Genomic DNA, 13,290 nt, shown 5'->3' with positions numbered 1-13,290 from the left:
TTAATACCTCCGCTTTTGGCTTTTTATTTCATCTAAAAACTGTAAATAATGTTCATACCGATATTCTAGAATATCTTCTGCTTCAACCGCTGCCTTCACTGCACATTTCGGTTCACTCGTATGAGTGCACCCACGGAATTTACAAGCTCCCATTCTTTCTTTCATTTCTGGGAAATATAAGGACAAATCTTCTGCTTCAATCCCGACAAAATCTAACGAACTAAATCCAGGGGTATCTGCAACCAAACCTTCTCCGACTGCTAATAATTCAACGTGTCTCGTCGTATGTTTACCACGTCCTAAATGAGTGGATATTTCATTCGTCTCAATATTTAATTCAGGATGTAAAGTATTTAGTAATGATGACTTCCCTACTCCTGATTGTCCTGCGATAACAGTTACTTTATCCTTTAAGAACGGGATGACATTTCCAATCCCTTCCTTCGTTTCTATCGATGTCATAATCACCTGGTAACCAATACTCTCATAATCACTTTTGTATTTTATAATTTTTTGCTGTTTAATATCGTCTAATAAATCGACTTTGCTTATACAAATAAGTGGTTCAATATAGTGAGCTTCGATATGGACTAAAAAACGATTTAATAAAAGCGGGCTAAAATCAGGCTCTAAAGCGGAAAAAACTAAAATAGCCTGATCGATATTTGCAATTGGTGGACGAATCATTTCATTTTCACGTTCAAAAATGTCCAAAATATAGCCGTCTGTTCGGTTTTCTGCTTCAAAATGAACAAAATCACCAACAAGTGGCTTAATGTTTTGATTACGAAAAACACCTCGACCACGACATTGAAACATACCCTCTTCATTGTGGACATAATAGAAGCCACTCAGGGCTTTAACTATTCTTCCTTCTGGCATGAAATCCTCCTGATCTTTGAGACTGTCTCCTACTGATTAGACTCTTCATTCAGAATTGGCCATTAATACAACCAACGCCTGTTGAGTTATTTCCATTATTTTTATGAAAACAGCCTCATTATTAAATAAATTGTTAGTACGTGTAATCATACGTATTATAAAGTTCTCCATCGATGTAAAGTTTATAAGAACCATCTATAGTTGGCGTAACTGTTAACGGAATTCGAAATGTTACAGACTCTGTAATCGTATCATCAAAAAATACTTTTTCCCCATCTGTCGTAGCATCTTCATAACGTATCAATATATGCGGTGAATCTCCTTCATCTACTTGAACTGGAAGTACACTGGTAATCGTTTTCGTTGGTTCTTTTTCTTCTTCTTTCGGCTCCACTGGTTTTTGCGGCTCAGGACCTTTTGAAACTGTGATTGCTACTTCTGAACCTTTCCTAACTTGTGTAAAAGCACTTGGGGACTGCGAAATGATATGATCTTTTTGTACATTATTCGAGTGTTCATATGTTACATTTGCTAAAAGACCTTCTCCATCTAAGTAATTATACGCTTCTTGTTCTGTTAATCCTCGTAAATTATTTAAAGTTATAGTTTGCTCAACACTATATGTTAAATAAACCGTCGTTTCTTCGGCAATGATATGAGTGCCTGATTGTGGTTCTTGTGTTAAAATAATCCCTGGCGGTTCATCCGATTGCCGTTCCTGATACTCGATATTCTCGAAATCAATCAAGATGCGCTCTGCTCGATCTCTTTGCATACCGACAACATTAGGCATTTCATACTTTTCTTGACCTTCACTTACGAACAACTTCACCGTACTCCCTACTTTTACCACTGATCCCCCCGCAGGATCTTGACGTATAACATGATCTGCTTGAACTTCATCATCAGGAATTCTTTCCTGTACTACGATAAGGCCAAGGTCGTCTAACAAATCTTCAGCTTCTTGAATTTCGTTACCGATGACATCGATAACTTCTACTTCATCTACTTTTAAAAGAGTTGGAAAAATGGCAAAAGCAGCTATTCCTGAGCCAATAATTAAGAAAAATATAACGAGTAACGTCGTTAACCAACGTTTTTTCTTTTTTTTCTTTTCTGGTGGTTTGGCAGGCTTTTTTTTCTCAGTTTTATTATCTAAAGGCTTAACTTCTATCGTTTTATCTAAATTTTCTAAATGACCTTGATCTTTAATGACTGGAATCGCTTTTGTGACATCATCATCATCATCCGAAGCTGTAAATTTGGGTTCATTTGCACGTGACGAATCTAAAGCTGTTTCTAGATCCTCCCCCATTTCTAAAGCACTTTCATATCGATGAAATGCATCTTTTGCAGTAGAACGTAGAATAATATTCTCAACACTTTGCGGGATCAATCGATTGATTTGTCTTGGGGAGGGAACATCATTTTGAAGATGTTTTAAAGCAATTGTTACCGCTGTATCTCCCGAGAAAGGAACCTGACCCGTTACCATCTCATAAAGAACAATTCCTAGAGAGTAAATATCTGACTTGTAAGTAACAACTCCACCTCTTGCTTGTTCAGGTGATAGATAATGGACGGACCCCATAACAGAATTAGTATGAGTAATCGTCGCGCTTGACATTGCACGCGCAATACCAAAATCAGTAACTTTTGCTTCACCATTCTTACTAATCAATATATTATGCGGTTTAATATCCCGATGAACTATTTGATTTGCATGTGCGTGAGCAATTGCTGATGTAACTTGGGACATAATATCAATAGTTTCATCAAGTGAAAGGGCTCCACGGTCTTGAATTAATTCTTTTAATGTTGGTCCCTCTACGTATTCCATTACGATATAGTATAAATCTTCTTCTTCTCCAACATCAAATATACTAACAACATTCGGATGTGCTAGACTTGTAGCCGCTTGAGCTTCACGTCTAAATCGCTTAATAAACTGTTCATCTCTTGAAAATTGTGGCTGTAAAACTTTAACAGCAACGATACGATCCAAAATAACATCACGTGCTTTATACACAAATGCCATTCCGCCGCCGCCAATCGTTTCTAAAATGTGATAACGACCGTTAATGCGTGTACCTATCATAAACGTCACCCCTGTTCCTGACGGTCATGAGTATAGTGGACAATCGCTACGGTAATATTGTCTTCTCCTCCACGTTCATTCGCCATCTTTATAAGCTTGTCTACCTTTTCGTTAACGCTATGACCTTTAGTTTGGAGCAACTCCTCGATCTCAAGATCCGTTACTTTATTTGAAAGCCCATCTGAACAAAGTATAATCGTATCATTTTCTTCCCAATCGACCGTTTCTACATCAATTTTGATGGTAGGTTCTGTTCCAAGCGCACGAAGAAGCACGTTTTTTCTCGGATGGTGCTCCGCTTGTTCAACTGTGATTTGACCTGTTCGGACGAGTTCATTGACTAAAGAATGGTCAGAAGTTTTCTGTTGAAATCCACATCTGTTTAGCAAATATCCACGACTATCTCCAACATGACCTAAAGATACGAAATCATTCGTACAAACAGCAACAACGACCGTTGTCCCCATCCCTTGACAGTCTCGATTTTCTTTAGCATGCATAAACAAGGTTTCATTAACAACCTCAATCGATTCTCGTATCCATTGTTCAATTTCAGTTGGTTTCCGTAACTCTGATGTAGCTAACCATCTTTGTTGTAGAATATCACTTGTCATTTGACTTGCAACGTCACCAGCTTGGTGCCCCCCCATACCATCTGCAACTATTGCCAAAACGGCTCCTTTAGGGTGTAGGAAAATTCCTCCACTATCTTCATTATGGGGTCTCACTCTTCCTACACTCGTATTAAATGCATACTTCATGAATTCTTCACCTCGTCTCCTCTTTACGCTCCTTCGCTCGGAGCTGCCCACAAGCAGCATCTATGTCATGTCCTTGCTCTCTCCTGATCGTTACATTAACACCACGATCTTTTAGAATTTTTTCAAAAGCAAAGATTTGCTCTTTAGGTGTCCGCTTATAATCCCTTTCTAGTACAAAATTTACCGGAATTAAGTTTACATGACATTTTAGATTTTTAATTAAATCAGCCAATTCTTCAGCGTGTTCCGCTTGATCATTCACGCCTCCAAATAAACCATACTCAAACGTAACGCGACGTCCTGTTTTATTCGTATAATAATCAATAGACTCCATTAGTTTAGGTAACGAATATGCTCGATTGATCGGCATAAGTTTTGAACGTAGTTCTGTATTTGGAGCATGAAGTGAAATTGCAAAATTAATTTGCATCCCTTCATCAGCAAACTTATAAATATATGGAACGATGCCACTCGTTGAAACTGTAATATGCCGTGCGCCAATATTTAATCCTTTGTCATGGTTGATTGTTCTTAAGAATGAAACGAGTGCTTCGTAATTATCAAATGGCTCCCCAATTCCCATGACGACTACAGAACTGACTCGTTCATCAACTTCATCAATTGCGCGTTGGGCCTCTAGCACTTGGGCGACAATTTCTCCAGCTTCTAGGTTACGTTTAAGCCCCCCTAGTGTTGAAGCACAAAACGTACAACCAATTCGACAACCAACTTGAGTCGTTACACAAACACTATTACCATAGTTATGACGCATAATAACCGTTTCGATCGAATAACCATCATGAAGTTCAAACAAAAATTTAATTGTCCCGTCACTCGATTCTTGTTTCGTCACCGTTTTTAATGTGGTTAAATTAAATTGCTCTACTAGCTTCATACGTAGTTCTTTGGATAAATTCGTCATTTCCTCAAAAGATTCCACCCGTTTGCTATAAAGCCACTCATAAATTTGTCCAGCTCTAAATGCAGGCTCATTATTTTCTTGCAACCACTGTTTTAATTCATTAAATTGAAGCGAATAAATGGAAGGTAAGTTTCCAGTTTCGACCAACTTTGCTTCTATTTTTTTATCCTCCATAAGAACTCCCTTCATGTCCTCATTTTCATTGATTTACCGTTTGATCATTGAGGTTATAAAAAATCCGTCTGTTTGAAAATGGTGTGGCAAAATGGTTAAACTACCCTCATTCATTTCCACATTAATTGATACATGATCTGGTAAACGATCGTTAAGTGATGGATCCATCGTAAATTCGTTAAAATGATCTAAAAACCATTGTATCATTTCTTCATTTTCGGAATTGTCGATCGTACATGTGCTATAAACAAGCCGCCCACCTTGTTTTAATAGCGGAACAACGGCTGTTAATATTTCTTTTTGAATTTTTTGTATAGCCTCAATATCTTTAGCATTTTTTGTCCATTTTATATCAGGCTTTCTCCGAATGACTCCTAAACCTGAACAAGGAGCATCGACTAAGATCGCGTCAAAGCTCTCATTCTCAAAATGAGAACTTGCCAGACGTGCATCCATTGCCATTCCTTGGACAGATTTTAAATCAAGACGATTGCTTAGTTGATCAATTAATTTCACTTTATGTTCATGTAAATCAAGAGCAACTACTCGTCCATTATCATTCATTCGCTCAGCAAGGTGTGTTGATTTCCCTCCTGGTGCCGCACAACAATCTAATACGTTCATACCTTCTTTTAGACCAAGGGCTCTAGCTACTAGCATCGAACTTTCATCTTGAATGGTAAAGATCCCGTTTTGAAAAGCATTCGTATGTGTGACGTTTCCTTTCTTTATAATAAGGGCATCGTCAGAAAGATGGCCACGCTCCACATCAACGCCTTCTCCTTGAAGAAGCTCCATTGCTTCATCCACAGTAACTTTCGTTTGATTGACACGAACCGTTACTTGAGGGGGTTGCAAATTGGTCAAACAGATTTGTTCGGCCACTTCTGTTCCATACTGTTTAATCAGGCGTTTTACTAACCATAACGGGTGGCTTGTTGAAATGGCAAGACGACTCGTTTCATCTTTAATCTCATCAAACGACCGCAACTCTTGCCTTCTGATATTTCGCAACACACCGTTGACCATTCCAGAAATCCCCTGATGACCTCTTCGCTTTGCAATTGTCACGGCTTCATGGACAATCGCACGGTCGGGTACACGGTCAAGGTATACCATTTGATATAGGGAGAGTCGTAATAAAACGAGCACCCAATCCTCTAACTTCTTTTTCCCTTTTTTTATGAAAGGTTCTAAGTAAAAGTCAAGGGTATCCCTACGCTGAACGGTACCATACACGATTTCTGTTAACAAGCCGACATCTCTCGGGTCCAAATTTGATTTTTGTACCGTTTGATTTAAGAGTAAATTACTATACGCTTGATTTTTTTCAATTTGAAGTAACACATCTAGAGCTACTTCACGTACGGTTTTCATTTTCATGATGATCTCCTAATCTATCTCCTGTTGTAATACCAGCGCCTCGTAAAAACTGTTGCGCTAACATTCGTTTTTTTCCAGCGGGTTGAAGTTCGGTCACCTTAATCGCGATCTCGTTACCTGTTCGAACAATAAACCCGTCCTCTTCGACTGCTATTACTGTACCAGGTGCTTCCGCCTTTTTCACTCGTACTTTATTCCCCCACCAAATTTTCATAGGCTGTCCAGCAAATGTGGTAAAAGCAACAGGCCATGGGTGAAGTCCGCGAATTTGATTATAGATTTCTTCACCTGGTTTATGCCAATCGATTTTCTCCTGTTCTCGTGAGATGTTTCTTGCAAATGTTACTTCCGAGTCGTCTTGTTCAATGGGCTTTATTTCACCACGAATTAGAGATGGAATCGTTTCAGATAATAATTTCGCTCCTGCTGCACTTAGCGTATTATGTAAAGAACCGACGTGGTCTTCTTCTTCGATTGGAACGACAGCTTGTGTTAAAATGTCACCCGCGTCTAACTTTTCTACCATATACATAATCGTAATTCCTGTTTCTTTTTGTCCATCAATGATTGCTTGATGAATTGGTGCACCTCCACGATATTGAGGTAATAAAGAGGCGTGGACATTAATACAACAGTACTTTGGAGCTTCTAAAATTTCTCGCGGTAAAATTTGACCAAATGCCGCAGTCACAATTAAATCTGGCTCGAGTGCAAGTACTTTTGCTAATTCTTCTTTTTCTTTTATTTTTTCCGGTTGCAGGACAGTTAAACCATGCAAAACGGCTTCCACTTTCACAGGAGGTGGAGTTAATACTCTTTTTCTTCCTTTTGGTCGATCGGGTTGTGTAACAACACCGACAATATCATATCCATCCTCAATGAGCTGACGTAATACAGGGACGGAAAAATCGGGTGTACCCATAAAGACGATTTTCATTTTCTGAATAACCTACCTTTCAATGTAGACATATCTTTTCATATATTGTTACATGAACATCTGTGGGTTCATATCTATGGAAATTAGCAATTCTCCTTGCGAAACTTCTCGACTGTAATGCTGTTGTATTTCACGTAATATTTTACCAAGTGCTGGTTCATTTTTGTATTTTATCATGCATTGATATCGATATCTATCTTTTATCCGCGCAACGGGTGAAGCGACAGGCCCTAGGACATTCGCTTCATTGGAAAGTTGTTCTTTAATGAAATGAGTAATTTTTTCGGTCACATGAATAACCTTAGGAAGTTCCTGGTGTGAAACATTGATTAGAGCAATATGAAAATATGGAGGATACCCACTATTTTTCCTGATAAACATCTCCCGTTGAAAAAAGCTCACATAATCGTGCTCTTTGACAAGTTCAATACTATAATGTTCCGGTGTATATGTTTGAACGATAACTTCTCCAGGAAGTTTATGACGACCCGCTCTACCACTCACTTGGGTTAACAGTTGAAAAGTTCTTTCTGAAGAACGAAAGTCTGGTAGATGTAACATTGTATCCGCTGTGAGGACCCCGACAAGTGTAATGTTCGGGAAATCAAGACCTTTCGCGATCATTTGAGTGCCTAATAAAATATCAGCTTTTCCATTACCAAAGTCTTTTAACAATTTTTGGTGAGCACCTTTTCTTCTTGTCGTGTCAACATCCATTCGAATTACACGGGCTTCAGGTAAGACTTTCCCTAACTCTTCTTCTACTCGTTGCGTCCCCGTTCCAAAAAAGCGGACATGCTCACTTGCACACGACGGACAAGTCGATATCATCCGTTCTTCATGTCCACAATAATGACATTTAAGAGAATGGTTTGATTTATGATAGGTAAAGGAAATGTCACAATGTTCACAAGTTGCAACAAATCCGCAATCACGACACATTACAAAAGTCGAAAATCCACGACGATTTAATAATAAGACCATTTGTTCTTTTTTATTTAAACGATCTTGCATTTTTTCAAAAAGTGCAATTGAAAACATCGAGCGATTTCCTGCTCTTAACTCTTCACGCATATCGACAACGTCAACGGTCGGAAGTGGACCTTTATTTACACGCACTCCTAATGTAAGTAACTCATATCTACCCACTTTGGCCCTGGCAAATGTTTCTAATGAAGGAGTCGCACTTCCTAATATAACGGGACAATGATAAAATTGACCGCGAAAAATGGCTACATCCCTTGCATGATATCTGGGCATCTCCTCTTGTTTATAACTTCCTTCATGTTCTTCATCAATGATGATGACCCCTAAATTTTCAAAAGGAGCAAAAATCGCTGATCTCGCACCTACCGCAACTCTTACTTCTTTGCGATGAATTTTTCGCCATTCATCATATTTTTCACCAAGCGACAGACCACTGTGAAGAACAGCTACTTGTGAACCGAATCGCCCTTTAAACCGTTCAACCATTTGTGGGGTTAACGAGATTTCTGGTACGAGAACGATCGCTTCTTGTCCCTTAGATAATGCTCGTTCAATCACCTGTAAGTAAATTTCCGTTTTTCCACTTCCTGTCACGCCATGTAATAAAAAAGTATGGTGTACGTTTTCTTCAATCGAAGTAAGAATAGGTATTGTTACTTGTTGTTGTTGTTCAGTTAAAGGTAATGGTTTTGTTTGTTCAAACTGCTCATTCAAAAATGGATCTCTATAAAACTCTTCATCTTTTTCAATGAGGATGCCTTTATCAACAAGGGCTTTTACGGATGACCGACTACTATCGGTAAGTTCAATTAATCTAATTAACGGCACTTTACCTACATTATTCATAAAATAGTGGACAATCGCTATTTGTTTTTCTGCCCTCTGTGGGAGAGTGTCAATAAGACTTACTAGTTGCTCTTTTGAAAATAGACACTCAATCATTCGATGCGTTTGTTTTTTACCTTTATCTTTTACGGAATATTCAACTTCAAGTAATCCTTCTTTAACTGCTTCCTTAATTGTTTTTAATAAGCTTGGGTTCGTTTCAACAATCTCATTCCAGCTCATTATTGATTGTTTCTCAAAAAAAGGTTGTAGCAAAAAAGGTAAGTGCTGCGGTTTAAGACAAACTAGTTTTTTTTCTACTTTTGTTTTCAATGCTGCTGGTAGCATTACTTGATAGGCTGAAATTTTATAAGATAAAGTTTGTTCTGTTAGCCAATCACCTAGTTTCAATAACTCTTCTGTTAATACAGGTGTAACATCTAATATATCTTTAATTTCTTTCAATTTATCGACAGTTGAGGTTTCTATAATCTCAACAACAAAACCTTGTATAGATCTTGGACCAAATGGAACAACAACACGCATCCCTTTTTCTAAAATGTGTGACCACTCTGCTGGTATTTTATAATCAAAAAGGCGATCAGTTTGTCCACTTGGAACATCGACAACAACTCTAGCAATCATTTATTAAGACTTCCTTTTTGATATTGAATGACTTCGTCTAGAATTTTCTCAGCTACTTCTCGCTTTGTCATCATTGGAAGCTCTACAGCCTCCCCATTTTTCTTAAAGATGGATACTCGATTTGTATCCCCCTTAAATCCAGCTCCTGCTTCGGTGACATTATTTGCAACGATCATATCTAAATTTTTTCGTTCTAATTTGCCTTTTGCATACTCTTCAATTTGTTCCGTCTCTGCTGCAAAACCTACTAGCGTTTGATGGGTTTTTAATTCACCTAGTGTCGCTAATATATCTGTTGTTCGTTCTAACTCAATGACAGCATCACCAGGTTTTTTCTTCATCTTCTGATTGTGAGCCACTTTGGGACGGTAATCTGCGACAGCAGCCGTCTTAACGACTACATTCGCAGTAGCAAAGTGTTCCATAACCGAAGTATACATTTCCTGTGCTGATAAAACATTAATCCGCTTTACACCTCTAGGAGTATTAAGTTGAGTTGGTCCTGAGATAAGTGTCACTGATGCACCTAAATTAGCTGCTACTTCAGCCACTTGGTACCCCATTTTCCCTGAAGAATGGTTAGTAATATAACGTACTGGATCAATCTTTTCTTGAGTAGGTCCTGCAGTTACAAGAAATTGTTGCCCTTTCAATGGTTGATGTGATCGGTTTTGAAAAAATTGGTTTAATTGTTGAATAATTTGCTCAGGTTCAGCTAAACGACCTTTTCCAACATAACCACACGCTAAAAATCCTTCTTCAGGTTCGATAAAATGAAATCCGTATTGACTTAATGTTTGTAAGTTCTTTTCTACAGCAGGATGTGCATACATATGTACGTTCATTGCAGGTGCAATGAACACTGGTACGGTTGTCGCAAGTAATGTTGTCGAAATCATATCGTCTGCTATCCCATTTGCAAGTTTTCCAATCATATTAGCAGTAGCTGGTGCAATTAGCACAACATCGGGCCAATCGGCTAAATCAATATGAGCCACTCCACTAGGGTCTTTCTCATCGAAGGTATCATTATAGACGGGTTGCCTAGAAAGGGTTTGAAACGTTAACGGGGTAACGAACTTCTCAGCTGCTTCTGTCATCATGACTTTAACCGTTGCACCCGCTTGTGAAAGTTTACTCGTTAACGCAGCTGCTTTAAATACAGCTACACCACCTGTCACACAAAGTAAAATTTTTTTTCCGTTTAACATCTTCTCTTCCCCCCATACTTTTACTGTTCGTAGTAATGAATTATCGCCAATTATAAGCGAAAATCAATGTAGTTTCTTCTATTTTAACTCTTATTAGAAAATAATTTTTCATAAATTATTAGAAATAGACGAATTATCCGCTAAATAAGTGAGACTTGTTTAAAGTATAAAAGAAAACAACCTATTGTAAGAATAGGTTGTTATTTTTCAAGGCGCTCATATTGAAGTTGGTCTGATACGATTTCCTCTAAAGCAACCCCTACTGGCTTATGAGAAACTGGCTTAACCACTAATGGTCCACGTTTTTTATCCTCTTTAATTTCACGAGCTCGTTTTGAAGATACAGTGACGAGCGTATATTTTGAATCTAACTTATCTAATAATGAGTCAATTGATGGATATAGCAAACTATTCGACCTCCACTAACTGTTTATATTTTTCGATTAATCGTTCACGTTTACAATGTTCAGCTGTTACAATTGCTTTTATTCGATCAACAGCTAACTGAACTTCATCATTTTCAACGACATAATCATATTTCTTCATCATATCGATTTCTTCTTTCGCCACCGTCATTCGTTTATTGATTACGTCAGCTGTCTCCGTCCCACGCCCTTCAATCCGCTTTCTTAATTCAGCTAAGCTAGGCGGCATTAGAAAGATAAACACTCCCTCAGGTAGACGATCTTTCACTTTTAAAGCACCTTGAACTTCAATTTCTAAAATGATGTCCCTACCTTCATTGATCGTTTTTTTCACGTAATCAATTGGAGTTCCGTAGTAATTTCCAACATATTCAGCCCACTCTAATAAATCATCATTCTTAATCATTTCTTCAAATTCATCTCGTGATTTAAAGAAGTAATTAACACCATCTACTTCTCCTTCACGTGGAGCACGAGTGGTTGCAGACACTGAATATTGTATGTCTGTGTTCTCTTGTCGAAGTGCTGAACAAACTGTTCCTTTTCCTACACCAGCAGGACCTGAGAGAACAACTAACAACCCTTTTTCCTTTTTCATAAATACCTCCGTTTAACTTGTCACTCTTTTACAACGTACGTTACGACAAGCCTTTTGTTAAAAGTGTAAAGAAACTCGGCAAATGCGCCGAGCAATAAATATATGTATGTCTTAAGCGTCTTCTGATTCATCCTTGTTCGTTAGACGCTGAGCAACCGTTTCAGGTTGAACTGCACTTAAAATAACATGATCACTATCCGCAATAATTACCGCTCGAGTACGTCTTCCATACGTTGCGTCAATCAACATGTTTCGTTCTCTTGCTTCTTGTATAATTCGCTTAATCGGAGCTGACTCTGGACTTACAATTGAAATAATCCGGTTTGCAGATACGATGTTACCAAAGCCGATATTAATTAACTTAATATTCATCTATTCTCCCTCGCTTTTTGAGAGGAGTGAATTGGACCACTTTAGCTTTTCCCCAAAAATGGAAGTTGCTGACACGTGTCTTATTGTAAAAAAGAAAAACTCACTCTCATTATTTTTCCCATCCTAAAAATACTATATACGAAGAATGGGGGTTTTTCTATAAAATCATTCAATATTTTGCACTTGTTCTTTAATTTTTTCAATCTCACTCTTTAATTCTACCACATGCCGGCTAATATGTATGTCATTTGCCTTCGAACCGATCGTATTCACTTCTCGATTCATTTCTTGAATGAGAAAATCAAGCTTCCTACCGACAACCCCACCATCTTCCATTATTTTTAAAAACTGGAGGGTATGAGAGTCTAATCGGATCAACTCTTCATCAACATTCACCTTGTCTGAAAAAAAGGCAACTTCATTTAATAACCTGCCTTCATCGTATTCGACTTGACCTTGTAAAAATTCTTCTACTCGCTTTTGCAATCTCGAACGATAGTGATCAGCAACATTTGGCGCGTACTTACGCAACTCGTTAGCAAGCTGGTTTACAAGTTCTACTCGGGTTTTTAAGTCGGTAAATAATGAATGACCTTCACGTTGTCGCATTTCTACTAATTTAAGTGCAGCTTCTTCAGTCGCTTTAACTAGCAAAGTGAAAAGTCCTTCGTCCATCTGCTCTTGCTCGTGAACACTTACAATCTTTTCATGTAAAAGTAATCCGTCAACTGTTGGTTGGCCAGTAACGTTTGCTTGTTTTTTCATTTCATTCGCCGTGTGAATGTATTCGTGAAATAAATCCCAATCTACGTCAAGCCGCTTTTTAAAGAGGCCTTCGCCTTCTATGTTAACAAAAACATCGACTTTTCCTCGATTCACTTGTTTTTGGACCGCTTTTTTTAATTGTTCTTCAATAGGGAGAAGCTGTCTAGGCATACGAATCATTACTTCAAAAAAACGATGATTATAGGAACGCATTTCAACTGAAACTTTAAAGCGTTCATTGTCTAAGACCGCTTGACCGTATCCTGTCATACTTGTAATCATCTTATCACATCCACTTTTTCTAT

At 38.1% G+C, this 13,290-nt stretch carries 12 protein-coding genes; all 12 read right to left on the bottom strand.

Features of this window, described 5'->3' with window-relative positions; translation table 11 throughout:
• Positions 1-882, bottom strand: coding sequence for a ribosome small subunit-dependent GTPase A (gene rsgA, locus BK574_RS26145; protein WP_078430688.1), 882 nt, complete (start codon positions 880-882; stop codon positions 1-3).
• Between the two features lie 133 nt (positions 883-1,015).
• Positions 1,016-2,980: a Stk1 family PASTA domain-containing Ser/Thr kinase gene (gene pknB, locus BK574_RS26140; RefSeq protein WP_075385601.1), complete on the bottom strand. Its 1,965-nt coding sequence runs from the start codon at positions 2,978-2,980 to the stop codon at positions 1,016-1,018.
• A 5-nt stretch (positions 2,981-2,985) separates the two neighbouring features.
• Positions 2,986-3,741: a Stp1/IreP family PP2C-type Ser/Thr phosphatase gene (locus BK574_RS26135; protein ID WP_078430687.1), complete on the bottom strand. Its 756-nt coding sequence runs from the start codon at positions 3,739-3,741 to the stop codon at positions 2,986-2,988.
• A 7-nt stretch (positions 3,742-3,748) separates the two neighbouring features.
• Entirely contained in the window at positions 3,749-4,837 is a 1,089-nt protein-coding gene (rlmN, locus tag BK574_RS26130; RefSeq protein WP_078430686.1) for a dual-specificity RNA methyltransferase RlmN, read from the bottom strand.
• Between the two features lie 33 nt (positions 4,838-4,870).
• The gene (rsmB, locus tag BK574_RS26125) at positions 4,871-6,220 is read right to left on the bottom strand and encodes a 16S rRNA (cytosine(967)-C(5))-methyltransferase RsmB (protein WP_078430685.1); all 1,350 of its coding nucleotides are present in this window, start codon (positions 6,218-6,220) and stop codon (positions 4,871-4,873) included.
• A complete protein-coding gene (gene fmt / locus BK574_RS26120; protein WP_078430684.1) occupies positions 6,198-7,157 on the bottom strand; it encodes a methionyl-tRNA formyltransferase in 960 nt (319 codons plus the stop codon). Before fmt ends, rsmB begins: the two co-directional genes overlap by 23 nt.
• A 48-nt stretch (positions 7,158-7,205) precedes the next feature.
• Positions 7,206-9,614, bottom strand: coding sequence for a primosomal protein N' (gene priA / locus BK574_RS26115; protein ID WP_078430683.1), 2,409 nt, complete (start codon positions 9,612-9,614; stop codon positions 7,206-7,208).
• On the bottom strand, positions 9,611-10,825 hold the full coding sequence (coaBC, locus tag BK574_RS26110) for a bifunctional phosphopantothenoylcysteine decarboxylase/phosphopantothenate--cysteine ligase CoaBC (protein ID WP_078430682.1): 1,215 nt from the start codon (positions 10,823-10,825) through the stop codon (positions 9,611-9,613). Before coaBC ends, priA begins: the two co-directional genes overlap by 4 nt.
• A 200-nt stretch (positions 10,826-11,025) precedes the next feature.
• Entirely contained in the window at positions 11,026-11,232 is a 207-nt protein-coding gene (rpoZ, locus tag BK574_RS26105; protein ID WP_075385594.1) for a DNA-directed RNA polymerase subunit omega, read from the bottom strand.
• Position 11,233: 1 nt separating this feature from the next.
• Positions 11,234-11,848 carry a guanylate kinase gene (gmk, locus tag BK574_RS26100; protein ID WP_075385593.1) on the bottom strand — a complete coding sequence of 205 codons (615 nt, stop codon included), beginning with the start codon at positions 11,846-11,848 and terminating at the stop codon, positions 11,234-11,236.
• A 111-nt stretch (positions 11,849-11,959) separates the two neighbouring features.
• Positions 11,960-12,220 (bottom strand): extracellular matrix/biofilm regulator RemA, encoded by a 261-nt coding sequence (remA, locus tag BK574_RS26095; RefSeq protein WP_075385592.1) that lies wholly within the window; start codon positions 12,218-12,220, stop codon positions 11,960-11,962.
• 165 nt (positions 12,221-12,385) lie between these two features.
• Positions 12,386-13,267, bottom strand: a complete 882-nt coding sequence (locus BK574_RS26090; RefSeq protein WP_075385591.1) for a YicC/YloC family endoribonuclease — start codon at positions 13,265-13,267, stop codon at positions 12,386-12,388.
• Between the last annotated feature and the right edge of the window lie 23 nt (positions 13,268-13,290).

Source organism: Alkalihalobacterium alkalinitrilicum (genome assembly GCF_002019605.1).
Classification (GTDB): Bacteria; Bacillota; Bacilli; order Bacillales; family Bacillaceae_F; genus Alkalihalobacterium; species Alkalihalobacterium alkalinitrilicum.
This window is presented reverse-complemented; position numbering and strand designations above follow the sequence as displayed.

What these genes read in the sequence shown, in the direction of transcription:
- BK574_RS26090 (WP_075385591.1), bottom strand. Translation starts at nt 13,267, where the DNA reads ATGATTACAAGTATGACAGGATACGGTCAAGCGGTCTTAGACAATGAA.
- priA (WP_078430683.1), bottom strand. Translation starts at nt 9,614, where the DNA reads ATGATTGCTAGAGTTGTTGTCGATGTTCCAAGTGGACAAACTGATCGC.
- gmk (WP_075385593.1), bottom strand. Translation starts at nt 11,848, where the DNA reads ATGAAAAAGGAAAAAGGGTTGTTAGTTGTTCTCTCAGGTCCTGCTGGT.
- remA (WP_075385592.1), bottom strand. Translation starts at nt 12,220, where the DNA reads ATGAATATTAAGTTAATTAATATCGGCTTTGGTAACATCGTATCTGCA.
- rlmN (WP_078430686.1), bottom strand. Translation starts at nt 4,837, where the DNA reads ATGGAGGATAAAAAAATAGAAGCAAAGTTGGTCGAAACTGGAAACTTA.
- rsmB (WP_078430685.1), bottom strand. Translation starts at nt 6,220, where the DNA reads ATGAAAATGAAAACCGTACGTGAAGTAGCTCTAGATGTGTTACTTCAA.
- pknB (WP_075385601.1), bottom strand. Translation starts at nt 2,980, where the DNA reads ATGATAGGTACACGCATTAACGGTCGTTATCACATTTTAGAAACGATT.
- coaBC (WP_078430682.1), bottom strand. Translation starts at nt 10,825, where the DNA reads ATGTTAAACGGAAAAAAAATTTTACTTTGTGTGACAGGTGGTGTAGCT.
- BK574_RS26135 (WP_078430687.1), bottom strand. Translation starts at nt 3,741, where the DNA reads ATGAAGTATGCATTTAATACGAGTGTAGGAAGAGTGAGACCCCATAAT.
- fmt (WP_078430684.1), bottom strand. Translation starts at nt 7,157, where the DNA reads ATGAAAATCGTCTTTATGGGTACACCCGATTTTTCCGTCCCTGTATTA.
- rsgA (WP_078430688.1), bottom strand. Translation starts at nt 882, where the DNA reads ATGCCAGAAGGAAGAATAGTTAAAGCCCTGAGTGGCTTCTATTATGTC.